General features: G+C 36.8%; 28 protein-coding genes. 26 read left to right on the top strand and 2 right to left on the bottom strand.

Annotation, left to right across the window (positions count from 1 at the left end; all coding sequences use genetic code 11):
- Positions 1-18 precede the first annotated feature (18 nt).
- Entirely contained in the window at positions 19-1,758 is a 1,740-nt protein-coding gene (locus tag K429_RS0127855; RefSeq protein WP_007209713.1) for a glutamine--tRNA ligase/YqeY domain fusion protein, read from the bottom strand.
- Between the two features lie 61 nt (positions 1,759-1,819).
- On the bottom strand, positions 1,820-2,629 hold the full coding sequence (locus K429_RS0127850; RefSeq protein ID WP_007216329.1) for a PstS family phosphate ABC transporter substrate-binding protein: 810 nt from the start codon (positions 2,627-2,629) through the stop codon (positions 1,820-1,822).
- A gap of 242 nt (positions 2,630-2,871) precedes the next feature.
- On the opposite strand from K429_RS0127850, the gene pstC reads away from it, so the two are divergent.
- The 26 genes from pstC to K429_RS0127715 all read left to right on the top strand — a co-directional run bounded on the left by pstC (position 2,872) and on the right by K429_RS0127715 (position 24,494).
- Positions 2,872-4,056 carry a phosphate ABC transporter permease subunit PstC gene (gene pstC / locus K429_RS0127845; protein WP_007209711.1) on the top strand — a complete coding sequence of 395 codons (1,185 nt, stop codon included), beginning with the start codon at positions 2,872-2,874 and terminating at the stop codon, positions 4,054-4,056.
- A 27-nt stretch (positions 4,057-4,083) separates the two neighbouring features.
- Positions 4,084-4,944: a phosphate ABC transporter permease PstA gene (gene pstA, locus K429_RS0127840; RefSeq protein WP_007216331.1), complete on the top strand. Its 861-nt coding sequence runs from the start codon at positions 4,084-4,086 to the stop codon at positions 4,942-4,944.
- Positions 4,945-4,968: 24 nt separating this feature from the next.
- Positions 4,969-5,724 carry a phosphate ABC transporter ATP-binding protein PstB gene (gene pstB / locus K429_RS0127835; protein WP_007209709.1) on the top strand — a complete coding sequence of 252 codons (756 nt, stop codon included), beginning with the start codon at positions 4,969-4,971 and terminating at the stop codon, positions 5,722-5,724.
- A 192-nt stretch (positions 5,725-5,916) separates the two neighbouring features.
- A complete protein-coding gene (phoU, locus tag K429_RS0127830; RefSeq protein ID WP_007216332.1) occupies positions 5,917-6,612 on the top strand; it encodes a phosphate signaling complex protein PhoU in 696 nt (231 codons plus the stop codon).
- Positions 6,613-7,034: 422 nt separating this feature from the next.
- Positions 7,035-8,831, top strand: coding sequence for a site-specific integrase (locus K429_RS0127825; protein ID WP_029328882.1), 1,797 nt, complete (start codon positions 7,035-7,037; stop codon positions 8,829-8,831).
- Positions 8,832-9,070: 239 nt separating this feature from the next.
- Complete coding sequence (locus tag K429_RS0127820) at positions 9,071-9,304, top strand: hypothetical protein (protein ID WP_029328881.1); 234 nt, start codon at positions 9,071-9,073, stop codon at positions 9,302-9,304.
- Between the two features lie 239 nt (positions 9,305-9,543).
- Complete coding sequence (locus K429_RS29230; protein ID WP_029328880.1) at positions 9,544-9,948, top strand: hypothetical protein; 405 nt, start codon at positions 9,544-9,546, stop codon at positions 9,946-9,948.
- A complete protein-coding gene (locus K429_RS0127810; RefSeq protein WP_029328879.1) occupies positions 9,935-10,135 on the top strand; it encodes a hypothetical protein in 201 nt (66 codons plus the stop codon). The genes K429_RS29230 and K429_RS0127810 overlap by 14 nt, the downstream gene beginning before the upstream one ends.
- Positions 10,128-10,664, top strand: a complete 537-nt coding sequence (locus tag K429_RS0127805) for a hypothetical protein (RefSeq protein ID WP_029328878.1) — start codon at positions 10,128-10,130, stop codon at positions 10,662-10,664. The genes K429_RS0127810 and K429_RS0127805 overlap by 8 nt, the downstream gene beginning before the upstream one ends.
- 649 nt (positions 10,665-11,313) lie before the next feature.
- Complete coding sequence (locus K429_RS0127800) at positions 11,314-12,123, top strand: hypothetical protein (protein WP_029328877.1); 810 nt, start codon at positions 11,314-11,316, stop codon at positions 12,121-12,123.
- Between the two features lie 607 nt (positions 12,124-12,730).
- On the top strand, positions 12,731-13,753 hold the full coding sequence (locus K429_RS0127795; protein WP_029328876.1) for a DUF3871 family protein: 1,023 nt from the start codon (positions 12,731-12,733) through the stop codon (positions 13,751-13,753).
- Positions 13,754-14,067: 314 nt separating this feature from the next.
- Entirely contained in the window at positions 14,068-14,664 is a 597-nt protein-coding gene (locus K429_RS0127790; protein ID WP_029328875.1) for a tyrosine-type recombinase/integrase, read from the top strand.
- A 927-nt stretch (positions 14,665-15,591) separates the two neighbouring features.
- A complete protein-coding gene (locus tag K429_RS0127785) occupies positions 15,592-15,957 on the top strand; it encodes a hypothetical protein (protein ID WP_029328874.1) in 366 nt (121 codons plus the stop codon).
- 54 nt (positions 15,958-16,011) lie between these two features.
- Positions 16,012-16,587: a hypothetical protein gene (locus K429_RS0127780; protein WP_029328873.1), complete on the top strand. Its 576-nt coding sequence runs from the start codon at positions 16,012-16,014 to the stop codon at positions 16,585-16,587.
- Between the two features lie 17 nt (positions 16,588-16,604).
- A complete protein-coding gene (locus K429_RS0127775; protein WP_029328872.1) occupies positions 16,605-17,669 on the top strand; it encodes a penicillin-binding transpeptidase domain-containing protein in 1,065 nt (354 codons plus the stop codon).
- 164 nt (positions 17,670-17,833) lie between these two features.
- Entirely contained in the window at positions 17,834-18,682 is an 849-nt protein-coding gene (locus K429_RS29580) for a CpXC domain-containing protein (RefSeq protein ID WP_029328871.1), read from the top strand.
- A gap of 111 nt (positions 18,683-18,793) precedes the next feature.
- Positions 18,794-19,579, top strand: a complete 786-nt coding sequence (locus K429_RS0127760) for an ADP-ribosylglycohydrolase family protein (protein ID WP_029328870.1) — start codon at positions 18,794-18,796, stop codon at positions 19,577-19,579.
- 101 nt (positions 19,580-19,680) lie between these two features.
- Complete coding sequence (locus tag K429_RS0127755; protein WP_029328869.1) at positions 19,681-20,286, top strand: hypothetical protein; 606 nt, start codon at positions 19,681-19,683, stop codon at positions 20,284-20,286.
- On the top strand, positions 20,267-20,716 hold the full coding sequence (locus tag K429_RS0127750; protein ID WP_029328868.1) for a hypothetical protein: 450 nt from the start codon (positions 20,267-20,269) through the stop codon (positions 20,714-20,716). Before K429_RS0127755 ends, K429_RS0127750 begins: the two co-directional genes overlap by 20 nt.
- Before the next feature lie 82 nt (positions 20,717-20,798).
- Entirely contained in the window at positions 20,799-20,930 is a 132-nt protein-coding gene (locus K429_RS31215) for a hypothetical protein (protein WP_255347667.1), read from the top strand.
- A 128-nt stretch (positions 20,931-21,058) separates the two neighbouring features.
- Positions 21,059-21,349 carry a hypothetical protein gene (locus K429_RS0127740; RefSeq protein WP_029328867.1) on the top strand — a complete coding sequence of 97 codons (291 nt, stop codon included), beginning with the start codon at positions 21,059-21,061 and terminating at the stop codon, positions 21,347-21,349.
- 36 nt (positions 21,350-21,385) lie between these two features.
- Complete coding sequence (locus K429_RS0127735; RefSeq protein ID WP_029328866.1) at positions 21,386-21,586, top strand: hypothetical protein; 201 nt, start codon at positions 21,386-21,388, stop codon at positions 21,584-21,586.
- Positions 21,587-21,709: 123 nt separating this feature from the next.
- Positions 21,710-21,937 carry a hypothetical protein gene (locus K429_RS0127730; RefSeq protein ID WP_155923487.1) on the top strand — a complete coding sequence of 76 codons (228 nt, stop codon included), beginning with the start codon at positions 21,710-21,712 and terminating at the stop codon, positions 21,935-21,937.
- 268 nt (positions 21,938-22,205) lie between these two features.
- Positions 22,206-22,382 (top strand): hypothetical protein, encoded by a 177-nt coding sequence (locus K429_RS30130; protein WP_155923486.1) that lies wholly within the window; start codon positions 22,206-22,208, stop codon positions 22,380-22,382.
- A 183-nt stretch (positions 22,383-22,565) separates the two neighbouring features.
- A complete protein-coding gene (locus K429_RS0127720; RefSeq protein ID WP_029328864.1) occupies positions 22,566-23,543 on the top strand; it encodes a hypothetical protein in 978 nt (325 codons plus the stop codon).
- A 132-nt stretch (positions 23,544-23,675) separates the two neighbouring features.
- Positions 23,676-24,494 (top strand): hypothetical protein, encoded by an 819-nt coding sequence (locus K429_RS0127715; RefSeq protein ID WP_029328863.1) that lies wholly within the window; start codon positions 23,676-23,678, stop codon positions 24,492-24,494.
- Positions 24,495-24,823: the final 329 nt, after the last annotated feature.

Here is a 24,823-nt window from a genome sequence, read left to right as displayed (position 1 = left end):
ACTCCTATAATCCTTACTTTATTTGTTAATCTTGCCCCAGGTATCTTTCAACCCTACAGTACGGTTGAATACCATCTTTTCCGGTGTGGAGTCCGGATCTACATTGAAGTAACCGATGCGCTGGAACTGCAAGTAAGTAAGCGGTTTCATGCCTGCGGCATATTTCTCAATGTAGCAACGGGGCAGTATATGCAATGAATCCGGGTTGATGATTTCTTTCATCGCTTCCAGAGCATCGCAGTTTTTAGCTTCGCGAATAGCGGCAAGCTCGTCGCGTGGGTTCTCCACTTTCCACAGACGGTCGTAGAGGCGTACTTCGGCTTCGAGACAATGGTCGCAGCTGACCCAATGCAAGGTACCTTTCACCTTACGGTTTGCTTCGGGCATACCGCTCTTGGTGTTCGGGTCGTATTCGCAATATACTTCGACTATTTCTCCGGCTTCATTTTTCTTGCAACCGGTGCACTTTACGATATAAGCATTCTTCAGGCGCACTTCCTGTCCCGGAGTCATACGGAAATATTTTTTGGGAGCATCCTCCATGAAGTCTTCACGTTCCATCCACAGCTCACGGCTGAATTCGATGAAGTGACTGCCTTCTTCCGGTTTTTCCGGATTATTGATAGCTTCCAGTTCTTCCACTTGTCCTTCGGGGTAGTTGGTAATAACCAGCTTCACCGGATTCACAACGGCAGATACACGAATTGCGCGGGAATTAAGGTCTTCGCGCAGGGCGCTTTCCAGCAAAGCAAATTCATTGAGCGCATCATAAGTGGTATATCCGATTTTATCGATAAACTTGTGGATAGACTCAGGAGAATATCCGCGACGGCGGAAACCACAGATGGTCGGCATACGGGGATCATCCCATCCGTTCACCAGTTTCTCTTTTACCAGAGTCAACAGATTACGTTTGCTCATCAGCGTATAGCTGAGGTTCAGTTTATTGAACTCATACTGGTGAGGGCGGTTATCATTCAAATCCTGTCCTTCTTTCACCCAGTCTACAAAAAGATCGTAGAGCGGACGGTGAGGAACGAATTCCAACGTACAGAGAGAATGGGTTACGCCTTCGAAGTAGTCGCTTTGTCCATGTGCGAAGTCATACATCGGATAAGCTTTCCAAGTGGTGCCCGTGCGATGGTGCGGATGGTTCACTACACGATAAATGATAGGATCGCGGAAGTGCATGTTCGGATTCGCCATGTCAATTTTGGCACGGAGCACCATAGCACCTTCTGCTATTTCACCTGTATTCATCTTCTTGAACAAGGAAAGACTTTCTTCTATCGGGCGGTTGCGGTAGGGACTTTCCACACCCGGTTGGGTAGGAGTACCTTTCTGCTGTGCGATTTGCTCGGAAGTCTGCTCGTCAATATATGCTTTACCTTCTTCAATGAGGCGGATGGCAAAGTCCCACAATTGCTGGAAGTAATCGGACGCATAGTATTCATTACCCCATTGGTAACCCAGCCATTGAATATCTTCTTTGATGGCTTCTACATATTCCACATCTTCCTTGGTAGGATTGGTATCATCGAAACGCAGATTGCAGATGCCATTGTGGTCGGCTGCAATACCAAAATCAAGGCAAATAGCCTTGGCGTGACCGATGTGGAGGTATCCGTTGGGTTCGGGCGGGAAACGCGTTTGCACCTTACCACCGTTTTTACCCTCTTTTAAATCTTTCTCAACAATTTGTTCAATGAAGTTGAGGCTCTTTTTTTCGCCTACTTCTTCGCTCTTAATATCTGCCATAATGGTATGTATATATTCTAAAAATCAAGCTACAAAAGTAAGACATTTTTTTCGTTTATCCTTATTTCACGGGAATATATCCACTCTTTTTAATGATTTCCTGACCGGCAGGTGACAGGATGAAACTGATGAGTGGGTTTACTTGTCCGGCGTTTTCCGTATTATAGTAATAATACAGAGGTCGTACGATGGGGTAACTCTTGTCTGTGGCACTTTCCATTGTGGGCGGCGCAAAGTGTTTGCCGTCATAAGATACGGAAAGTGACTTGACGCGAGGGGAGAGATAAGCCAGCCCTACGTACCCTATTGCTCCCTTCGTCTGACTGACGGATTGGATAATGGCTCCGGTGGCGGGCATGGAAAGGCTACTGCTCATATAATTTTTATTTTTGAGAACGCTTTCTTTGAAAAACTCATAGGTGCCCGAAGATGTTTCACGGGAATATACTACGATTTTACGATCATCTCCACCCACTTGCTTCCAGTTTGTTATTTTTCCCCGGAAGATATCTTCCAGTTGTTGGCGTGTCAGTTGTTTCACGGGGTTGGAAGGGTGTACCACGACGGCGAGGGCATCGTAGGCGACGATTACTTCTTCTACTTCTTTGCCTGCGGACTTTACTTTCATTTTCTCGCTGAACTTGATGGGGCGGGATGCCATGGCGATATCCGTTGTTCCGTCCAATAAAGCGGAAATACCCACGCCGGTACCGCCACCCGTGACGGTAATCCGGGCATCGGGATTGAGCGCCATAAACCTTTCAGCGGTCTGTTGCGCTACGGGGAGTACGGTGTCGCTGCCTTTAATACGCTGTGCTTGCATGCTACTTGCAGCTAATGTCAGGAGTAGGATAATACTTATTCTTTTCATAATAGGTATTGTTTATAATTACTTTATGTAGTAAACTAATGATAGTATAACAACCTTCATACTACTCTTTTTGTTTATTCTCTGCAAATAAAGCAATCGTGTATTACGATGCTATTACAAAGCTTGTGTTTTTGCGGGTTGTAACGCTTTTGTAATATGTTTGAAACATTTCTTTCAAATGTTAGTCACACTCTCTTAACATCGGCCCCGTTTCTTTGCATGCAGAATATCAACAGGTATTTATGAAGAAACTTTTTGAAAAAATAGTAGAAGGTATATTGGCTTGCAGTGGTTTCGTAACAAGCATTACCATTGTGCTTATCATCCTGTTTCTCTTTTCCGAGGCGTTGGGATTGTTCAACAGCCGGGTGATTGAAGAGGGATATGTATTGGCATTGAATAAAGATAATAAGGTTACTGAGCTGACACCGGCTCAGATAAAAGATGTTTTCGACGAGGAAATAACAAACTGGAATGAGGTCGGAGGGCAGGATATGCCTATCCGGCTTTTCCGTTTGGAGGATATCACCCAGTATTATACCGAAGAAGAACTGGGCCCTTCTTATGAACACGCCGGAGCAAGAATTACCGAGTTGGTGGAGCGTACACCGGGCATCATTGCTTTTGTGCCGCAACAGTTTATTGTCCGGCAAGACTCCGTACACTTGTTGCGCGATAATACGATTTCAGTGAAAGACGTCTTTGCCGGTGCCGAATGGTTTCCTACGGCTACACCTGCCGCGCAATTTGGCTTTTTGCCACTGATAACGGGTACATTATGGGTGAGTCTTTTTGCCATTCTAATAGCTCTTCCGTTCGGTCTTTCGGTAGCTATCTATATGTCCGAAGTGGCAAATCCTAAGGTACGCAATTTGTTGAAGCCGATAATTGAGTTGCTGAGTGGTATTCCGTCAGTGGTATATGGCTTCTTCGGATTGATAGTCATTGTGCCGCTCATACAGAAAGTGTTCGACTTGCCGGTTGGCGAAAGCGGTCTGGCGGGAAGCATCGTATTGGCAATAATGGCATTGCCCACGATTATTACTGTGACAGAAGATGCCATGCGCAACTGTCCCCGTGCCATGCGTGAAGCCAGTCTGGCATTGGGAGCTTCGCAATGGCAAACTATATATAAGGTGGTGATACCCTATTCTGTATCGGGCATCACTTCCGGAGTAGTGCTGGGCATCGGACGCGCCATCGGAGAAACGATGGCGGTATTGATGGTGACAGGCAATGCGGCTGTTATACCGCATACCATTCTGGAGCCGTTGCGCACCATTCCCGCTACGATTGCAGCGGAACTGGGAGAGGCACCTGCCGGAGGAGCTCATTATGAAGCTTTATTCCTTCTGGGAGTAGTATTGTTCTTTATCAGTTTGCTGATCAACTTCACGGTGGAAGCTGTATCGGCCCGGAAAAGATAGTGTTTTACAGAGAAAAGTAAAATGAGTATGATAGATAGGAAACATCTTTCGCAACGCATTGCATTCGGTACATTCCGTTTGCTGAGCCTGACGGTGGTAGGGATACTCTTTGCCATTCTCGGTTTTATTATATATAAAGGTATAGGAGTTATCAGTTGGGAGTTTCTGACTACCGCGCCGAAGGACGGCATGACGGCAGGTGGTATTTGGCCTGCCATCGTCGGCACATTCTATCTGATGATAGGCAGTGCCCTGTTTGCCTTTCCGGTGGGAGTAATGAGTGGTATCTATATGAATGAATACGCTCCGAAGGGCTGGATCGTCCGTTTTATCCGCATGATGACGAATAATCTGAGTGGGATACCCTCCATTGTCTTTGGTCTTTTCGGTATGGCCCTGTTCGTTAACTATATGGGGTTTGGCGATAGTATCCTTGCCGGCTCTCTTACATTGGGATTGCTCTGCGTGCCTTTGGTGATCCGTACTACCGAAGAAGCGCTGAAAGCTATTCCCGATACTCTGCGTGAAGGAAGCCGGGCTTTGGGAGCTACCAAATTGCAAACCATCTGGCATGTGATTCTGCCAATGGCCATGCCGAATGTGATAACAGGGCTTATTCTTGCTTTGGGACGTGTTTCCGGTGAGACCGCACCCATCCTGTTTACTTGTGCCGCTTATTTTCTTCCTCAGTTGCCCACAAGTATCCTCGATCAGTGCATGGCATTGCCTTATCATCTATATGTTATTTCTACTAGTGGTACGGATATGGAAGCTCAGCTTCCGCTGGCTTATGGCACTGCTTTGGTTTTAATAATAATCATTCTCTTTGTAAATCTTCTGGCAAATGCCTTACGGAAGTATTTTGAGAAGAAAGTAAAGATGAACTAACGGGAATAATAAACAGTAAATGAAATGATTGGTAAAATAGAAGCAAATGATGTAAACTTCTGGTATGGTGACTTTCATGCTCTGAAAGGTATCAGTATGTCGATAGAAGAACGTTCGGTGGTAGCCTTTATCGGTCCTTCGGGATGCGGTAAGTCCACTTTCCTGCGGTTATTCAACCGTATGAACGATCTGATTCCCAATACTCGCCTGACAGGTGAAATCCATATTGACGGAAAGGATATCTACGGAAAAGATGTCCAGGTGGATGAGCTCCGTAAGAAAGTAGGTATGGTGTTCCAGCGTCCTAATCCTTTTCCTAAAAGTATTTTCGAGAATGTGGCCTATGGCCTTCGGGTGAACGGGGTGACGGACAATAGTTTTATCCGCCAGCGTGTGGAAGAGTCCTTGAGGGGTGCCGCCTTGTGGGAAGAAGTAAAGGATAAGTTGAAAGTTTCCGCTTATGCACTTTCCGGCGGACAACAGCAACGCCTTTGCATAGCCCGCGCCATGGCTGTGTCTCCCTCCGTATTGCTGATGGACGAGCCGGCTTCTGCGCTCGATCCTATTTCTACGGCTAAAGTAGAGGAGCTTATTCACGAGTTGAAAGAACAGTATACAATTGTTATCGTTACACACAATATGCAGCAGGCTGCGCGCGTTAGTGATAAAACAGCATTCTTCTATTTGGGGCAAATGGTGGAATTTGACGATACCAAGAAGATATTTACGAACCCCGAGAAGGTGGAGACTCAGAACTATATTACGGGCCGTTTTGGATAGGCATTTGTTTCATTGCTTGAAACTCTGAGTTTCTCGGCGTGAAACCAACAGTTTCAAAGGATGAAACTAAGAGTTTCACGGCATGAAACCGGGAGTTTCACACAGAGAAACTAAAGGTGGCTCGCTGCAAGACTCAAAAGAGTGACAGGTTTCCTCTAATTAATCATATAAGTAATCTTAAAATAGAAATTTATGGTAAAGTTTATCGAATCGGAACTCGTCTTACTTAAAAAGGAAATAGACGAAATGTGGACCTTAGTATATAACCAGCTCGACCGGGCAGGGGAGGCAGTCTTGACTTTCGACCGCGAACTGGCGCAGCAAGTGTTGGTGCGCGAACGTCGCGTGAATGCCTTGGAATTGAAAATAGACAGTGACGTAGAAGATATTATTGCCCTGTACAATCCCGTAGCCATTGATCTACGTTTTGTGCTTGCCATGCTGAAGATCAATACAAACCTGGAACGGTTGGGGGACTTTGCCGAAGGTATAGCCCGTTTCGTGCTGAACTGTAAGGAGCCTGTCCTCGATCCGGACCTTTTGAAGCAATTACGTCTGGAAGAAATGCAGGCGCAAGTACTTGCCATGCTGGAACTTGCCAAAAAGGCTCTTCAGGAAGAGAGTCAGGATCTGGCAACTTCAGTCTTTGCTAAAGACAATTTGTTGGATGAAATTAATGCTGAAGCTACTACGATTCTGGCAGGTTATATTGCTAAACATCCGGACAGTATTCTTCCTTGCCTGAACCTGGTAAGTGTCTTCCGTAAGTTGGAGCGTTCCGGCGACCATATTACCAATATTGCCGAAGAAATAGTCTTCTTTATCGATGCGAAAGTGTTAAAACATAGCGGAAAAACGGACGAACATTATCCTTTAAGCAAGAAATGAGTTCTTTTTTAGGTAAAATTTAGCGTTTGTTAGAAAAATGCTATATATTTGTCCATTGAAAACGATTGCGGATGTGGAAAGGCTATAGAAGTGGTAATAAAACCAAAGAAATTTCAAAAAGATGTTATAAGACATGTTTTTTAATTTGGTAAGTAACCTGAAAAGCCGCTATATTTGCAGCGTTATCCTGAAAACAATCTTTTTACCTTAAAAAAAAACTAATACCTATTGAAAACTGAAAAATGGGGCTTTGTGAAAAGCTCCATTTTTTTTTGCTTTATACTCATGCTGGTTAACCTACTTGTCCAGTACTCTGGGACGCGATACTATCTTTTACGCAATGTGCTTTTAACCTTGAAAGAACGGATTTGAAGAACGAGTTTAAAGAACGGATTTGAAGAACGGATTTGAATAACAAGGTTATGGCAGGGCAGTTTTTTTTCAATGAGCTACAGGCTAGGTTTAATCTGAGAGAACCGAAAGCTAATAAGCCTACGAACATTTATTTGGTGTGCCGAATAAGTGGAAAACAGGTAAAACTGGCTACAGGTGTTAAGATATATCCTGACCATTGGAATGAAAAGAAACAAGAAGCTTATATTAGTTGTAGGATAAGTGAACTTGATAATCTTAATAATACTATTGTAAACCAGAAAATTATAGAGATTAAGAATAGATTTTTACAGTATAAACATTATCTTTGTGATAATCCTAGCGAAATTGAGGATAGTATTGAAATTCTAAAGAGGTTCATATATAAAGATACTATTATGGAGAAAAAAAAGCAAGCTGTAAATGCAATACACTGGTTACGTAATACACTGGCTCTAGATAAGACTATAAAAGACAGTACAAGAAGTGATTATGTGAAGCAGATTAAATTTTTTGAAGAGTTTATAAATGACACAGGTAAATCCCCTATTAGCTTCATTGATATAAATCTGCCATTAATAAAAGATTATGAACAGTATCTTTTTAATAAAAAGGTAGGTAAAGGTAAAACAACTAAAACTACGACAGTTGGTAATAAAGTAGAGAAAATAATCTGTATTCTTGGAAGGGCAGAGCAGCAGGGTATGATTGATATTCATGAAGCCAAGCTTGATAAGTATAAGAAGCCTCAAAGTAGGCAAGGTGATGAAAATGAGATTTATTTAACAGAGGCTGAAATAAATAAAATCTATGCTTTGCAGTTAACTGGGGTAGAAGAAGAAGTAAGAGACTTGTTTGTACTTCAATGTTGGATAGGACAACGATTTGCTGATACTCAGTCAATCAATGATGGTATTATAAAAGACGCTCCTAATGGGAAAGGGAAGGTGATAGAAATTGTACAAGAGAAAAAAACTCATAGAGTATCAATTCCTCTTTTGCCTATTGCTATAGAGATCCTTGATAAATATAAGACTGGTTTTCCTCTTTATTCCAATCAAACGGCTTTAAATTATTTAAAGAAGATTGGAGAGAAGGCAGGTATAACAAGATCACATAATGTTACGGAAGATAGAGGAGGAAAAGTTTCCACGAAGCAAGTGCCAGCTTATGAACTTATTGGTACTCACACGGCAAGACGTTCATTCATTTGTAACATGTTGAAGCGTAACTATGATAGTCATATTATAATGAAGATAACAGGACATAAAACTACTGAGTCTTTTAAAAAATACGTTAGATTAACGTCTGAGGATGCAGCTGTATTAATGTTAGAAAAAGAATCAGTGAAGATAGAACAATCTAATGTGGTAATATCTACTACTGTTGCTAATCATGGTAATGTAGCAGAAGATACTGATTGTTTGGTGGATAAAAAGATAACTTTTGATGCTTTGCTGGACACTCAATTTTTAGCATCTAAAATCAATAAGGCAGCTGCATTGAAATCAAAGGTTGGTTACTTGAAAGATGGAAAGTTGTGCAGTTATGATAATGAGGTTAAGAACCTTGCAAATGAGATAGAGCAGTTTGCCCAGTCTTCTACTTCTGATTTTGATGTTGCAAAGAAATATGCAAAGCAGTTATCTGTTTGGAAGCAGTCTGACTTGAAAGATGGTTTTAAGGAACTCATAATTAAGTGCATTAAAATTGATCTTAGTGAGAATGCGGTTATGTTGTTTTTAGAGAAGGCATTAAAGATGGGTATCTTGGATCATGATAGTTTTGCAAATGTCAGTGAAATTGCAAAAGCTGTACTAGAGGCAAGAAGTAGAGACTTGAAGTAGTATGTTACATTTGCCAAGTTCCGAGCAGACTATTATCTGAGCTTCTGATTTTCCCCGACCGGCTAAGGATACGGGGCAAAATTGAGGCTCAGAGCATCCTTAACATGAAATATTCACAATTTTAACCTATCGTTTGTTGCCCTCCCCCGAAGTCCGTATCTTTGCATGTGATTAAAAGTCAGGAATGACCGGGCTGTCCGTCACCGAGATTTGCCACTAAAAACCTAAATCTACTCAAAATGAAAGAACTTACTTACGCAGACATCCGAAAACAGGCACTGGAGAACGGTATAAAAGACACAAAGCTACACATTGGGCTTTGGGCAGCTGAACTCTACATCAAGAAGCGCAAAATGAGACAAGGTAAGTCATATACAGTTTACTTTCCATTTCACAAGCTCACTTCAAAATCACTTTTGAACAGCTTAAATCAAAATCAAGATTGCTCCGACACAGTTTTTGTAAGCTTATAAGCTTCTCTACATGAAGTTTTAAGAAAGTTACATAACTGTTATGTCATCTCCAAGAAGTGCAGTATCTTTGCACCATCAACATGAGATAAGAGTGGTACTACTGAAACTCTTGAATTTCCAGTTTGAAGTACATCTGAACTCCAATTTACCCAATTGAAGCATATCTGAAACCTACCATTTGAATTTGTACCACTCACCACATCAAGATTCATATTTTATACATTTAACCCAATGAACTAATGTTAAGAAACTTAGACCTCAAAACTTCAAATGACTTCCTTGAAGACATTCCGAAAGCTATTTTAAGAAAGCGAGATGTTATTAAACTCAAGATGCAACGATTCAAAGACGTGAAGGTTTACTTATACAGTACCATATTACCAGAGTACTTATCAGGTAAGCACATGTTAGAAGAACTTGAATCAAATGTATTATTTCCGTATCTCATACCATACATCGCCAATACGACAATCTACAACCCTAGACTTGTCTTTAATAAGGTAGAGGGGGGAATTATACACATAGTCTTATGCTTTGAGCATGAGCCAAGACTATGCAAAGAGGTTGGCTCTGCTCTTGCCAATAGCGAACACTACAGATTACCACAACTAACAATTAATGAATTTCCTAATGAAGAAGGATGAATTTACTTTTGAAGAACTACGTGAGCTTGCATTGGCTCAAAATGTAGATGACAGCAAGACAACGATTGGTATTTGGGCAAAGCTCAATGGCTTTTCTAAGAAGCGCAAACAAAAAGATAACAAGGTTTACACCGTTTACATCAAGATGAACAATGATAAACTAAACTCAATTAATAACTATGACTGATTTAAAATTATGCAAGAAATTCAACGATGGGAAATACAATCATAAGGTTTTGGAACTAAATCAAAATTTGATAACCCTCAATGATTTGTTAAAAAGATTCACGGATGTTGGGGCTAGTATTACAACTACATTCTACAAACAACTATTACATTCTCCTAGTGAAGTGTTTGATGAGTATTTAGGAAATGAAGCTTTAAGAAAGCACTGGTATGGCGGTTGTAAATTACCAAGAAGTAAAAAAGGTAAAGAACGTTGTAGGATAAATCTTCTTCGGCTAAAATACAATAATACTTTGGCACTAATAAATTTTTATCATATAAACCCGTATTTAACAGATGCATTTGAAACCTTATACATCATAAAAGAAGGAACAGCAGTTAAAACAGATGATGCAGAGTTACATATAATGCAACAATGTATGGAGTTTACACCAACACATGAAGAAACTGATATTGAAAAAGTAATTAAGCAAATTAAAGAGATAAGAGAGGAAATGCTTAGTAATCCTTTCCCTCATCTAAAGTCCTAATTCCTCATAAAATAATTAATGAAGACATCCCATAGATTATGTGAATGAATATAGTATTAACAACCTATAGGGAGAACTGTACAAAACGGTTCTCCCTTTTCGTGTTTATAAGTATCAGAATGGCATATATCCTCAACTGGATATGCTACCAAATCCAATTACTTGTTACCATGTGAGCCTGCAACGGGAATCGAAAACATATTGGCATTTGAAGCTGTAGAATTCCAATGTTCAAATAGGGGTATGTTTTTTGAATTTACTGACTCTTCCATGTCTTATAAGCAGACAGGGCTATTAATATCAACAACCTACCTATGTGCTCACCAATAAGGTAAAATTCCCCATTGAAGCATTAACGTTATTGGATTATTTAGGTGTGCTTATTCCCTTTTTGGGGCGTGCTTATTCACCCCCTGCCTACATTCCTAGATACCATAACTCCATACAGCCCCCTGCAAAGTTCTAGCGAACTTTTGGGAGGTTGGCTAAGTAAAACACACAAATTAATTACACATGTGGCATTATAACAATAATTTTTATGAGAAACTAAGCGAACTGAGGAAAACAAACAAACTAAGTTCCACTAGAATGAGATTCTTATTAAAGACTAACCAGATAACCTTAATTAAACATATTGAGCGTTTGCCTTATGGACAGCAAGAAATTACCCTTCAAGACTTACACAGTAATGAGCAATAATCTTATACAAACTTTAGGTTGTGCAGATGTGTACAGAACCTACACTTTGCTTTTGATAGCAAATACAGAATTTTTAAAAACTAATACTACACTGGAACAACTTGCAGGGTATGTAGGAGAAACACTACAGAACTATAAGAAGAATAAAGGTACATTGTCATTTAATGATAAGTTAAGGGCTACAGGCGAAGTTAGCATAAATGATATATATTTAAATCGGAAAGACAGACACTATACCATGTATCAATTTGCCCAAGTAAGTTTTGGTAATTACAGAAGGATCAGTAGAGAATTCTATGATAATTACAATACTCTGGATTTGAAACTAAGAGGGTTCATTCTTAAATTGTTCAGTGCAGCAGAACCGCACAGTTATGTTGTCAAGCTATCCATAAGAGATTTGAAAAAACTTATTCACATGGGACATGACACAATTAATAAGTACATCATGAAATTAAAGGAAATGGACTTGTTAGATGAAGTTGGAGACTGTAAGATTTTAAAGGTCAAAGGATTAATAATAGATTCACCAAAGGATAGATATGTAGAGAAAACAATGGCAATGTTTGACCACATAATAGAATTTAATGAAAACAATAATAAATCACTGTCAAGAGAGTGCGTAATTTACAAGAAGTATAAGGAGAAAAACTTTGAAGGTGTTAAAAATATGCATGCATTTATGAAATCATTAGAAGCGGGTACAGTAGGTAGAACACGATATGCCCAAAAAGATACTACAGAGATAATTCTAACCTAGTAACGTAACGATGTATAAGCTCCAGACCATTCATAAGGTTTGGGGCTTTTTTTTGTATCATGCCAACTCAAAATGTAAGGTACTTAAATTTCTACCCCCTCCCCTTCAAGCATGAGAAGCATTTCCATTTAGACTTTACGTTCTTACGAAGTGATTACATTGATTTCAGAAGAATGGCTTACATGGAAATTTAAAAGAGATGTATGTCTCAAACGCTAATTTCGTGTTACCCTTCACACCCTTCCTACCAATCAATAGAAAAATGAAAGCTAAACATGAAACGGCTTCCCAACCCCAAACGAATGAAATTTTTAATTTGTCAGTTCTGCCAAGTGCAGATAATTAAAGACTGACTACAAAAACACACATTCGTAATGAGAGTGGAAAGTACTTTCATGCAAAGCGTTCTTTTGTCTACATTCAATTGATTACTAATCTTAAAACAATGCGTATGGAGAAATTAAAGATTGTATTAACGCTAGGAGTTATCTTAATCCTTCCTGTAGTCCTAATGCCACAGTTTTTCATTGGTTTACTTGTTCTGACTGTGGTGTGTTTCGCACTCAGACGAAGAGCTTTTTAATACTAACTTAATGAATTACAAATTATGGAAACATTACAGATTACGCCAATAATGGCACAAAGGAGAAGTTTAAATTTTGGTGAGTATGCAGAAGACGCTACTTTAGTAATGGAAGAACAACCCACAAGGGAAAAGAGACCGTTATTCATTGAAGCCAACACGATTGAAGCAAGTTTGGAGCATTTAAGAAATGATTGTATCATTCCTGTATTTGCCAAGGATAATGAGGCTACCTTATCTCATGTGGCTTTCATTGAAACAGTGCAAGACGCTGCAAGGACATTCTTTCAAGGTGAACAAATTGAATTGCCTGACATTCGTGTTTCTCATGTGATTAAGGGCAGAATACCAGAAGCAATCCATAAGCCTGCCAATCAATTACTGGAAAGTGACAAGACTATCTACTACGAAAGATGCGCTTTTGTCATTCAAGTTCCTACGATTTACGAGACAGTAAACGGTAACAGGTTGACTCTTACTATTGGTGGAGTTCGTGCGTACAACCATACGAACTTATACAGTAAGAAGACAGCAGAACGATTTAAAGTATTCATAGGCTTTACCTGTAAAGTGTGTACGAACTTGTGCGTATCAACTGACGGGTATCTTTCATGTTTGGAAGTTACCAATACGAATGAGTTGTACCGTGCCATCTTGGAATTGTTCAACCGTTATGATCCAGCCAAGCACATACATTTGATGCAAACACTTGGCAACTCTTACTTAACGGAACACCAGTTTTGCCAATTACTTGGGAGAATGAGACTTTACCAGTCATTACCACAGAGCCAACAGAAAACCATACCAAGAATGTTACTAACTGACAGTCAGATTAACAATGTGGCGAAGTCGTACATTCAAGATGAGAATTTTAGTAGCTTGGGGAATGACTTATCAATGTGGAAGTTCTACAATTTACTTACTGGTAGTAACAAGTCAAGTTACATAGATTCTTTCTTGGACAGGGCTTACAATGCTACAGAATTGGTTACTGGAATTACAGCCGCTTTACATGGAGATGAGAAATACCAATGGTTTTTAAGTTAGTGGTATTTGAGAATACACAAAATTGTCAAATGCTTAATTCTTGAAACTATGGTACAAAAGTTATTCTATGTATTGTTATTTGTCGCCACTATGCTTGTGGCTATGCTGTCATTTCCTCTAGTTGTAGTTGGCTACGTTCTTTTAATTGCCTATGCTCTTATTAAAGGGTAGTTCCAAAGGACATTTATATATTATGTATAAGTGTCCTTTCACTTTTTCATAGAAGTGAAATAAGGCTGGTTATCAGATGATTATAAAAATGCTTTTAATTTTACTTTCACTTGTATGGTTAAACCAATAAAATTGAAACTATTATGAGTTTAAAGAACAGTTATACAACAAGCGATTATTTGCAATGGGACAGCGCAACAAATCTGGTGAGGAAATTGTACAGAGATAAGGAGTATAGGATAAGTCTTCTTATTGGCTGTGGCATATTCTTTGGTTTGCGCATCTCTGATCTGTTACAACTTACTTGGGAAATGCTTCTAAATAAGGATGCAAAGTTTATTATTATTGAGAAGAAAACAGGCAAGCGCAGAGAAGTGAGAATTAATAGGGAATTCCAGAAACATATCAAAGACTGTTATGTGGCTTTAGGTATTCAAAACTTGAATGAACTGTGTTTCTTATCTGGAAGAAGTAATAAGGCTTATTCTATTCAATGGGTAAATATTGTATTGAAGGAGCTGAAAGAGAAGTATAGTTTAAAGATAGATCATTTCAGTACTCACAGTTTACGCAAGACTTTTGGAAGGAGAGTTTTTGAAGCGTCTGGAGAACATAATGCAGAACTTGCCTTAGTAAAGTTGATGGAGTTATTTAATCATTCCAGTGTTACCATAACTAAGCGTTATCTAGGTCTGAGACAGGAGGAAATCTTACAAACTTATGATTATCTTAGTTTTTAGTACATAAATTTAATTGCAAAATAAATACCTTTCGTTATCTTTGTGCCAATCCTAGCAATAGGAGGACATAATTATAAACGAAAGGCATTTTGTTATTGTCTCTATTCATCGAATCTTGCAAATTTGAAACCATACGGAGACGATAACAACAATGCCCGTGCTGATGTTTACTTTCTACTCTTATAGGGTAGCCTGTATATTATTGGCATGGGTAACTGTTGTTATACTTGTATGGTAGGTTTTGCAAGAACCTGATGAATGAGATATACAATAGTTTCCATGCCTTTTTTGTATGTAAAATTAAGTATCTATAGGAAACAGGATACGCAAAAAGCAAAGCCTATGGAACAAGTTAGTTTACATTTCTCTTCCCTTGGATTCTCATCTTATTTAGTTGATAAAGTATTAAAATGCTTGCAAATTTAGGCATTATGCATTTTTATCTAAATTTCTTTGTATGAGAATAAGAATTAATTAATATCTTTATTGCGGCAATAAAATCATTCTAGTAGCCTTATCAATGCTAGGCTCTATTGTTTTTCTAGTGCTTGAAGTAGTATGTAAAAAGCTTCTGTGGGAGAAGGAGAAAGCATGAATTAACAATTAAGTATAGGAGATAAGTTTACTAAGTTACAAGGTTTTTTTGTTGTTAGAGAATAGTATATGAATTGTTAAATCGTGACATTCGTGTTTTAGTGGGGTTATTCCCTCATGAAAGAATTGTATGTAAAACTATAAATATGATTAGAAATGGAATTATTAATGATCTTATTGGATAGAGGAAGGATGTCTGACTATTCAGATTCTTCCACTGGTTTTGGCAGTGTAATTGTCATATTATTGTTTATTATAGTCTTTATACTATCTGCTATAGTTGCACGTTGGAGAGAGAAAAATAAGTAACTTAATTTAAAAATATTACTCATTATGAAAACTTTAAAATTGTTGATGTCCTTATTCACTGTATTGGTTTGTTACTCATGTGTTAATAAAGTGTACCTTCCAGACATTGAAATCAGAGAAGTTAATTATGAAGAATACTGCTATTATCAAGGAGAACTTTATTCTGGAAAGATTTATAGTTCAGATGAAAGTTGCTGCACTATAGTTCAAAATGGAGTACCTATTGCTGCTTATGTACATTTCGAGAATGGACAAGTAGCTATTGAATATGATGGTAAAACAGCTAAATACTATGACAAGGAAGGTAATTCGTTAAGTAAGAATGAGTTTAGAGAGAAATATTCAGATTTTATGTATTCTTTAGAACACAAATTGCCTAGTAATATATAGTTCTTAGTGCATTTTCATAACAAAAGACTAAATTGTTAATTTAATAAGCTTCATATGAAAACTATAATTAATTTTTTTATTGTGCTGGTATGTGTAAGCGTTATTGGCTGCCAAAACACGAAAAATAATCTAACTGTTACAGACATTCAGTTTATGGATTATGTTTACAACCCAATTACCGAAGAAGGAAATATGATAAATTATAACGATTTCCCTTCAGATCGTGTAAGCAAAGAATTAGAGGAGTATAAACTCAATTTGCTAGGGAAGAAAGTTGATATAGAGTATTTTGACAAAACTATTAAAGTCAAAATAGGCAGTGGTAATCAAATGAGGGAATATTTATTAGAAAATGACGGTGATAACAATTATAGCAACTCGACTATGGATGTGCATATAAGTAAAAAAATGCATCGTGAAGTCATTACACTAAGATTAAATGCTCTTCAAGAATTGGAGTGTTTAAAAAGCTTATTTTCTGCGGATTCAATAGTGCAAGCTTACTATTATACCACTAAGGAAGTAGCTGAAACGGAGGATCGTAGTCTTGAAATAGAACTTCTCAATTATAAGCTAGATAAAAGGTGTTTTTATGATAAAGGGATTGTCGTGACTGTTAGAAATCAATAACTACATTGTATTGACAAATGAAGCCTACTATATTATTATTAATTATACTGTATAGCTTATCTGCTTGCCAATCCAAACAGCAAGTAACAGAATCTATTTCAACTATAGACAGTACATTACAAGCTAATGTTACTTCTGTATTGGAAAGTAAGTTATCAGAGATCAATGCCCAATCTGGGCAGGTAATTGTTATGGAAGTTCAATCTGGGCAAATAAAGGCTCTGGTTGGACTTACCAAAAAAGATAGTGCAGACTACCAACCATGCGAGAACGTCTGTGTACAACAGCCTACTGGCTTGATGCATCCTGTTTCACTACTGGCAGCTTTAGAAACTGGCAAAGTGAAATTAGAGGATAAAGTAGATACAGGCAATGGTATCTATCCTGTTGGCAATGAGACAATGAAAGATCATAATTGGCATAGAGGTGGATATGGTGAGATTACACTTCAAAGAGGCATAGCTTGTAGTTCAAATATTGCTACTACTAAGACTATGGAGATGGCTTTTGGGGACAATCCGCAGGCATACTTTGATTTACTTGCCAAAATGGATTATGGTAAACCAGATAGTATTACAGGGATTGCGAACTTGCAGCCTTATTCCATTACGGAAACTGATATGATTTGGCTTAGTATTGGGTACAATCAGTTCATTTCACCTATTCAAGTTCTGACATTCTACAATGCTATTACCAATGATGGAAAAATGGTGCAGCCTCAACTATACAAGGATAGTGTAGTAGTTATTAATCCTCAGATAGCAAGTAAGGCTAGTATTGACAGCTTGAAACAGGCTTTGGCATTTAATATCACTGATGGCTTAGGGCAACCTGCCAAGTCTGAAAAAGTAACAGTTGCAGGAAAACAAGGAACTTGTCAGGTTTCTACTAATGAGGATGGCACAGAGAATAAATCAGATACTGAATATGCAGTTGAGTTTTGTGATTATTTCCCTGTTGAAAATCCCCAATACAGTATAATTGTTTCCATTAATAAGAAAGGCTTACCTGTTAGTGGTGGATTGATGGCTGGTGATGTGTTTAGGCAGATTGTTGATAACATTATATCTTACGAAGAATGAGATTATTACTTCATTAGCAATACTATGCTTTATAGTAATAATACAAAGGTTTAATGAGAATTTTGCAGGAGAATGAAATTTGATAAAGGTTTAGCCTATAATGATGAATTAATGGCAAGTAATATGCTTAGAAAGATGATAAAACTCATAAATAGAATTTCATTATGATAGATCAAAAAGGATGTTGTCCTAATTGTGGAGCAGAAAAAGAGCACCAGCGTTTTCAGTGTGTTAATGTGGTGTTGGAAACAGATTTACAAGAAAAAGTGGATAATTACGATTTATTTATTGGTATCTGTCCTAATTGTGGCAGTAAATGCATGCTTAATAGAGAGTGTCCAACTCCTTTGATAAATGCAGATGCTGATAGCATAACTGAGGATGATAGAAAACAGTCCAATAGCTATGTTAAGAAAACAGATAAGGGTATTAAAAGTAATGAAGGGCTGATTAAACAAAGCAGAAGTACTGATACAGAAGAGTTTGTAAGCAATAAAGATACTAATAAGACCGTTATTAAAAGAAGAAGAAGAAGAGTAATAATAAAAAGAAGAAGGACAAGGGATTTACTTATTAACGTACTCAAAAATATAGGTTATGAACCAGAATTAGAAGAAACTACTGAAAGAATAAAGTTTACTGTTTTTTCCTATGGCTATATCTATATTGATGCTGACAATAGATCTCCATTTATTACTATCTGGAACATGAACTGGGCAAAAATCGGTTTAGATAACCCTAACTTAAATAAAATAATAGAGATTATAAATCAAGCCAATATACATTGTATGGCAACGATTTTTTACTCTATTGATGAAGAGGAGAAGGTATTTAGGTTACATTGCAAACGTGAAATTCCATTTGTTGTGGAGCTTCCAGATATAGAAGCTTATCTTAGCTTTAACATAGACCATTCTTATGATGCATGTGCAGATTTATTTGATAGGCTAAAACGTCAGAACATTTATCTGGAAGAATCCAAAGTCGATCCAGACTCAATTGGTTCTATTTGATAATGTAATGTGTCTCTGCTTAAAGTAGTGATTAGCTATAAATCAGAGAGATAGTTGTATCTTGGATCAGTATTTAATAATTCATACTAATTATAATTGAAAACTAACAAAATGGAAAACAATATGCTAATAGGGGCAATAGCGGGCGATATTATAGGCTCTGTTTATGAATATCGTTCAATGAAGACCACAGACTTTGAACTCTTTCTTAGCTATTCTTCTTTTACTGATGATACTATAATGACTGTTGCAAATGCTGATTGGCTATTGACTGGTGATAGTCTTTTGGGTATTATGCAAGATTACGGACATCGTTATCAAGCTAATTATGGCGGTTGGTTTCAGTCATGGCTAAGAGAAGAGAATCCTCAACCATATAACAGTTGGGGCAATGGCTCAGCAATGAGAGTAAGTCCAGTTGGTTGGGCTTTTGATACCTTAGAGGAAACATTAGATGCAGCTCAAAAGAGTGCGGAAATAACACATAATCATCCAGAAGGTATTAAAGGAGCACAAGCTACGGCAGCTTGTATCTATATGGCTCGTACTGGTAAATCAAAGAAGGACATAAAAGAATACATTGAAACGACTTTTGGCTATAATCTTAGTAGAACTTGTGATGAAATAAGACCTACTTATTACAGTGATCCAAGCTGCCAACGTACAGTACCAGAATCCATTATTTCTTTTTTGGAAAGTACTGATTTTGAAAGTGCCATTCGTCTAACAGTGTCTTTAGGAGGTGATGCTGATACCATGAGTTCTATTACTGGTAGTATAGCGGAAGCATACTATAAGGAAATACCATTATACATTAAAGAGGAAGTACTCAAAAGATTGCCTACCGAATTTATTGATATAATATTAAGGTTCAATGAGAAATTCATTAAAGAATAAGGCGTTATAAATTTATTTGCCTACTAGTAATGAATTGATGGTTGGTAAAGTATTTGGTGAGCTGCAAACAATGTGTTATTATAATAATAAATAAATATAAAATGGAAGGTTTGATAGTTTTAGGTTTAATACTAATAGTTGCTGCATATTTCTTTGGTAGAGTAGGATATGCTATTGAGAATAATAAAGAACAGTCTGATTATACCAAGAAGAATGAAATTATAGATGCAGCTATTAATGCAGAAGATAATAAAACAAGGAATTTGCTTATTAAGACATTAACTGAAATTGGTTGTGAACCAGAAGTTGATAAAGATGATGATATTTGTTTTAAATATCAAAATGAGGACTTTTTTATTACCGCAGATGATGCCACAGCTTTTATCATAATTTGGTCTAGTTTTAGAAACCTTTCTTTAAATAACCCTGATATAAGTATCCTAAAAGAAGCGATAAATCAAACTAACATGGATGGACGTATTACTTTAGCATATTCTATTGATAATGAAAAAAATGTTTTGTGTGTCTATTATAAACACTATTTGCCATTTGTGCATGGAATGCCTTTAATTCAAGAATATCTACAAAGTAATTTAGACAATTTCTTTTGGACACATCAGTATTTAAGTGACAATTTTAAATCTTTAAGAAGAGAATTTTACAACGCAGAGTTCAAAAGAACGAATTATGGTACATGGATTTATTAATAAGCATAAGGAAATACAAGAATACTCAAGCTCAGTACTTGATTTTGTAAGCTACTTCAAGTTTATTAATGACTATACTGACTATACTGTTGAAGAGTTTAAAACAATTCTCAGCAAACGTATGGAGAATACGTATTTTGATTTTAAATTCAGGCAAATTGCCAATTTAATACAAGATAAGGAAGATTTAACAAGTCTAATCAACAACACTCAGTTAGAAGTAGAATTAGACATCTACACACCAGATCACAAGTACAGTCCTAAGCATACTTTCGTTATGGAGTATAAGGAAACAGAAGACGCTACAACTACAATACATGTAAGAGTCTACTCTAAGAATGGCTTAGTTAAAGAGTACAGTATGCCAGCAAAAGGAATGTCAATGCAAGATCTATCTACTCTCATAGATAAGGAACGTAGCGTTAAATGATTACCTAAACAAGTTTCAATGGTAGCAGTACCAGTAATTATAACTAATAAAAAATAAATGAACTATGAAAGTACTAGAGACAATGGCAGCACTGTTAGAGAAGGGTAATATTGACCTAGAAGAGTTTGCCAAAGACCCTTACGGTGTTATTGACAAACTGGAAGATGAAGAGTTGAAGTTACATTTGTTATTAACGATGGAAATAGCTGATTAATAATAAAATAAATGATTTATGAGTAAATGGATTAAAATTATTAGATAGGGCTAAGTATAACAAGATCTACTACGACCCTGCTACTTGGGCTGAGTTTAATTATAGAAGCACTAATAATACCAAGTGAAATGAGAACTATAGAAATGGAAATGATTAATGGGAGTAAGACTAACAAGCTTAAGATTGTCATGGATTACACCAATAAAGAATGCTATCTAAAAGATGTAGATGGAACTACAGTCATTAATTTAGCAAATGTAAGGATTCCTTTTGCTTGTCCAGAAGAGGTATTTATTACAGAAGCAGTAGATAAATACATAGGTGTCATAAGAGACTTCATCATAGAAGGGCTTACTGGCTGTTATGTAGAGTATGATGAGAATGGCAAGGAGATATTTATTCCTAAAGAACTTAAATGAATTAGGAAAACTAGGATATAAGAATGGAGGTAAATTATGAACATAAGAAGAGTAAAGTGGAGCTATCTTAACATTAAGAAGCAGAAGTTAGAGTGGAAGTATGCATCTAAGCAGATTGACAATCCTAAAGGGTACATCTGTAATCCTATAAAGTCAAAAGAAATGAATAAGTGGATTGAAGAGGTGTTCGGAGATGACAGTATGCTAGATGAAGTAGATAAACAAGCAAATGAATAACCATAAATCTAAATGAATTAATATGAGAATGGAAATAACAATAGGTACTTTCCAATCACCTCAATCCTAACATCTATAAGATGTTAGTACCTTTCTTATTAATAGGAGGAATGAATTATGATAATGACAAACAGAGAACATACTAAATTTTGCGAGGACTTGTTCTCGAAGTTCAAAGCAGGAGAAATTACAGCAGAAGAAGTACGTGACGAATGGAACAAGGTAGATGGTATTGTATTTGCAGATCCACGTCCAGTTAACATGTCTGCCGACATCCTTAAAGAGATTGAAGACAAGAAACAGAATGATTATGCTAATAAAGACATTAAACAGACTAGTAAAAGAAAATAACATAGACCCAGAAGAGTTCGCTAAAGACCCTTACGGTGTTATTGATAGCTTGGAAGACGAAGAGTTGAAGCTATTATTTATAATGGCTATGGAACTGATGGACTAAGTAACAATAATCCTTATGTTGGAACTGGTGAGAACAATGGACTTAGAAATCTTAGGCTTTTGTTTAACCACATGATCAAAGATAAGGAGGAATTTATGAGAAGATTTAATAAGTATGGATTTGGAGTAGTTCCTGCAACTACTGCTATTAATAAGTATGACAATGAATGATGCATTTGTACCATGGTGGGGTAATAAAGAAGTAGTAACTGAATACGTATCTCCAGGAATGAGATACATAAGAGATGCCAAGACTGGCGAACTCTTAGCCTTTATAGAAGGAGAGGAAGATGATGACATGCTAGATAAACCAGATGAACAGACAGATAGCTTAAATTGATCTTTTTAGATATAACTAGAGAACCGTCAAGAATTCTATGATTTGGTACATATTAAAAAAGCCTAGGGTATTTTTAAGTAAGATAGGCTAATGATGAGGTAGTAGGTGAGATTTCATTTACTTCCTTATTTTTTTGTTACTAATTCTTTCTATCTTTAAGGCATAAATTTAATCAATAAAGATATGGAAGACATAAAGCCCATAGATAAGTTCACTTTAGACAGGTATGTAAAAGAGGAAGATGATTTGCTTGAATATGTAGAAATATTAGGATGCAAATTTCACCCTGACTATGATTTCATAAAGGTTAAAGAAAAGATAAAGAATAAAGCAGAAACAAATAAAGTAGGAGCAGAAGAAGCAGCATCAGAAAAAGAAGATGAAGAAAAAGAAGAAATAAAATTTGTCTCCATGGGTACAACTGTAACCCAAGAATTTATGAAACGATACAATGCAAAAGTACTTAATGCACACTATACATTTGAGAAATACCTACAATATGAAGATGTACAAAATACTCTGAAAGCATTGAACATAGATAGGGCGAAATTCTGGTATCTATTGCTATTTGTTTCAGATTACATTCATGGAAGCTGTTTAGAAGGTGCTAAGGTAAAAGAATCCTCAAAAATATTGGTAGAGAAACTCATGCAACGGATTGGTAAGAATATAGACAAAAGTGGCTCTAAAGTTTCTTTCATAAAACCTATGACACTAACATTAAAGATACCAGAAGAACGTCATTCTATCGAAATTGATGATCCCATATCATTAGCTTATGTTTATTATGTCTATAATGCAGGGAAGGAGTATTTTAACATTGACAAACCAACAATCTTTGATGCACAAGAAGCAGATAAAAAAGGTAAAGCAACAGAACCTGACACTGTTTTAGTGGCAATGTTCTATAATTTATTGAATAGTTTCCTTGAGTTATTGCCCAAAACAAATAAAAGTAAGATTGCAAAGGCATACACAACAGTCTCTTTAAATAAGACATTGTTAATTTCAAGACTAGTCTATTTAACTAATCTCTCTAAGGATGAACGTTATACTGGAATTGATAAGAAAAAAGAGAAACTATGTCCCAACTTCATAAAAGACCAGATAAAATCCTACAAAGATTATGAAATCCTTAGAGCTAACAAATTTTATATGTGATTCATTAATGGGGTAAATTATTGAGTTGTTTTTACCCCTCTTGCCATTGTTCAAAACATTCCCTTATTTTATATTCTCTCTCTATCTTTGCAGCGTTGGTAATGTTGCCAATTATTCTAATCTTTATAAATAATGAAAAAGAATATTTTAACAGTAAAAGACCTCTATGTTGGAGGTAAAATGATTGCTTTCATTAAAGGTAATCGTAGTGTTAATCCAAAGAACATTTCAAAAAAGAAAGAGTCCCTTGAGAAATTTGGAATGAATCTTGTCCCTTTAATGTATGTGGAGGGGCAAAAAGCGGTAAATGATGGCTGTACTTTGGTGCATCCTATTACGAAAAATGCTATACCTAATGAAGAAGCAAGTAAGTATGTTGCTATTATTGAGGGACAACATAGATATACGGCAGCTAAAGAAACAGACTTAAATGAAGAAATGCTGTTCTTGTATGAATGTTACAGCGATAAGGATACTAATGAGATTCTTGCTGAAACAAACACTGTCACTGACCCGTGGAGTGGTGCAGATTATGCTAATGGCGCAGCACTATTTAATCCCCAAAATGAGTTGGCAAAATTTACAAAAGAACTTGCCGATTTAGGTTATCCAACCACTACAATAGGGTATATTGCTTGTTTTGCTCCTGGTAAGTTAGGAAAGACAGCATACAGTAAATTGATTGCAGGTAAAGAAATAAAAACAGATTATAATCTGGAGCGTGCTAAATATTTTTTGGATGCAGCGCGAACTAAATTTAAAGATACCTTTATCTCTAAAAGATACTTGATTACTGTAGTAGCCGACCTGTCTACAGAACATGGGTATAAACGTGTTTGTGACGCTTTAAAACAAATGCCAGATGCTATAGTAAAAAGAGTACAGGAAGCTAAAAGTGAAGAGAAACAAGGTATATTGAAAATGACCTTAGTAAATCTACTCAATAAATAATGGAATATTATTTTGTAAGCCAGTTATCAAAATTGATAGCTGGTTTTTTTGTGTCCGATTACGATAATTTATGATTAAGTCGAATTGAAATTTAACTTTTGAGCATGGTTTATTCTTGTTTTTAATCTATCTTTGTGGTGTTCTTATAATGATTAAAAGTACAAGAATGAAGTACCATTTTCTTAAATCTCAGATAATCAGATAGGAAAAGAAAAGCTCCATTTTTTTTGTACTTATATTCCCCTTATTTCGTATCTTTGGAGAAGATAAGCTGCATCTCGGCAGAACTTTTTCATGCAAGCATGAAAATTCTGCGATCAATTTGCATT

The organism is Bacteroides sp. 14(A) (genome assembly GCF_000526555.1).
Lineage (GTDB): Bacteria > Bacteroidota > Bacteroidia > Bacteroidales > Bacteroidaceae > Bacteroides > Bacteroides cellulosilyticus.
This window is presented reverse-complemented; position numbering and strand designations above follow the sequence as displayed.

Coding starts and splice junctions, on each gene's coding strand:
- K429_RS0127810 (WP_029328879.1), top strand. CDS start 9,935: ATGAAGAAGGATGAATTTACTTTTGAAGAACTACGTGAGCTTGCATTG.
- K429_RS0127775 (WP_029328872.1), top strand. CDS start 16,605: ATGAAGCCTACTATATTATTATTAATTATACTGTATAGCTTATCTGCT.
- K429_RS0127730 (WP_155923487.1), top strand. CDS start 21,710: ATGACAAACAGAGAACATACTAAATTTTGCGAGGACTTGTTCTCGAAG.
- K429_RS0127740 (WP_029328867.1), top strand. CDS start 21,059: ATGAGAACTATAGAAATGGAAATGATTAATGGGAGTAAGACTAACAAG.
- K429_RS0127760 (WP_029328870.1), top strand. CDS start 18,794: ATGGAAAACAATATGCTAATAGGGGCAATAGCGGGCGATATTATAGGC.
- K429_RS0127825 (WP_029328882.1), top strand. CDS start 7,035: ATGGCAGGGCAGTTTTTTTTCAATGAGCTACAGGCTAGGTTTAATCTG.
- K429_RS0127805 (WP_029328878.1), top strand. CDS start 10,128: ATGACTGATTTAAAATTATGCAAGAAATTCAACGATGGGAAATACAAT.
- K429_RS0127855 (WP_007209713.1), bottom strand. CDS start 1,758: ATGGCAGATATTAAGAGCGAAGAAGTAGGCGAAAAAAAGAGCCTCAAC.
- K429_RS0127795 (WP_029328876.1), top strand. CDS start 12,731: ATGGAAACATTACAGATTACGCCAATAATGGCACAAAGGAGAAGTTTA.
- pstA (WP_007216331.1), top strand. CDS start 4,084: ATGATAGATAGGAAACATCTTTCGCAACGCATTGCATTCGGTACATTC.
- K429_RS0127850 (WP_007216329.1), bottom strand. CDS start 2,629: ATGAAAAGAATAAGTATTATCCTACTCCTGACATTAGCTGCAAGTAGC.
- K429_RS0127790 (WP_029328875.1), top strand. CDS start 14,068: ATGAGTTTAAAGAACAGTTATACAACAAGCGATTATTTGCAATGGGAC.
- K429_RS29230 (WP_029328880.1), top strand. CDS start 9,544: ATGTTAAGAAACTTAGACCTCAAAACTTCAAATGACTTCCTTGAAGAC.
- K429_RS0127820 (WP_029328881.1), top strand. CDS start 9,071: ATGAAAGAACTTACTTACGCAGACATCCGAAAACAGGCACTGGAGAAC.
- K429_RS0127715 (WP_029328863.1), top strand. CDS start 23,676: ATGAAAAAGAATATTTTAACAGTAAAAGACCTCTATGTTGGAGGTAAA.
- K429_RS0127735 (WP_029328866.1), top strand. CDS start 21,386: ATGAACATAAGAAGAGTAAAGTGGAGCTATCTTAACATTAAGAAGCAG.
- K429_RS0127800 (WP_029328877.1), top strand. CDS start 11,314: ATGGACAGCAAGAAATTACCCTTCAAGACTTACACAGTAATGAGCAAT.
- K429_RS0127750 (WP_029328868.1), top strand. CDS start 20,267: ATGGTACATGGATTTATTAATAAGCATAAGGAAATACAAGAATACTCA.
- K429_RS0127755 (WP_029328869.1), top strand. CDS start 19,681: ATGGAAGGTTTGATAGTTTTAGGTTTAATACTAATAGTTGCTGCATAT.
- K429_RS30130 (WP_155923486.1), top strand. CDS start 22,206: ATGAATGATGCATTTGTACCATGGTGGGGTAATAAAGAAGTAGTAACT.
- K429_RS0127785 (WP_029328874.1), top strand. CDS start 15,592: ATGAAAACTTTAAAATTGTTGATGTCCTTATTCACTGTATTGGTTTGT.
- K429_RS0127720 (WP_029328864.1), top strand. CDS start 22,566: ATGGAAGACATAAAGCCCATAGATAAGTTCACTTTAGACAGGTATGTA.
- pstC (WP_007209711.1), top strand. CDS start 2,872: ATGAAGAAACTTTTTGAAAAAATAGTAGAAGGTATATTGGCTTGCAGT.
- phoU (WP_007216332.1), top strand. CDS start 5,917: ATGGTAAAGTTTATCGAATCGGAACTCGTCTTACTTAAAAAGGAAATA.
- pstB (WP_007209709.1), top strand. CDS start 4,969: ATGATTGGTAAAATAGAAGCAAATGATGTAAACTTCTGGTATGGTGAC.
- K429_RS29580 (WP_029328871.1), top strand. CDS start 17,834: ATGATAGATCAAAAAGGATGTTGTCCTAATTGTGGAGCAGAAAAAGAG.
- K429_RS31215 (WP_255347667.1), top strand. CDS start 20,799: ATGGCAGCACTGTTAGAGAAGGGTAATATTGACCTAGAAGAGTTTGCC.
- K429_RS0127780 (WP_029328873.1), top strand. CDS start 16,012: ATGAAAACTATAATTAATTTTTTTATTGTGCTGGTATGTGTAAGCGTT.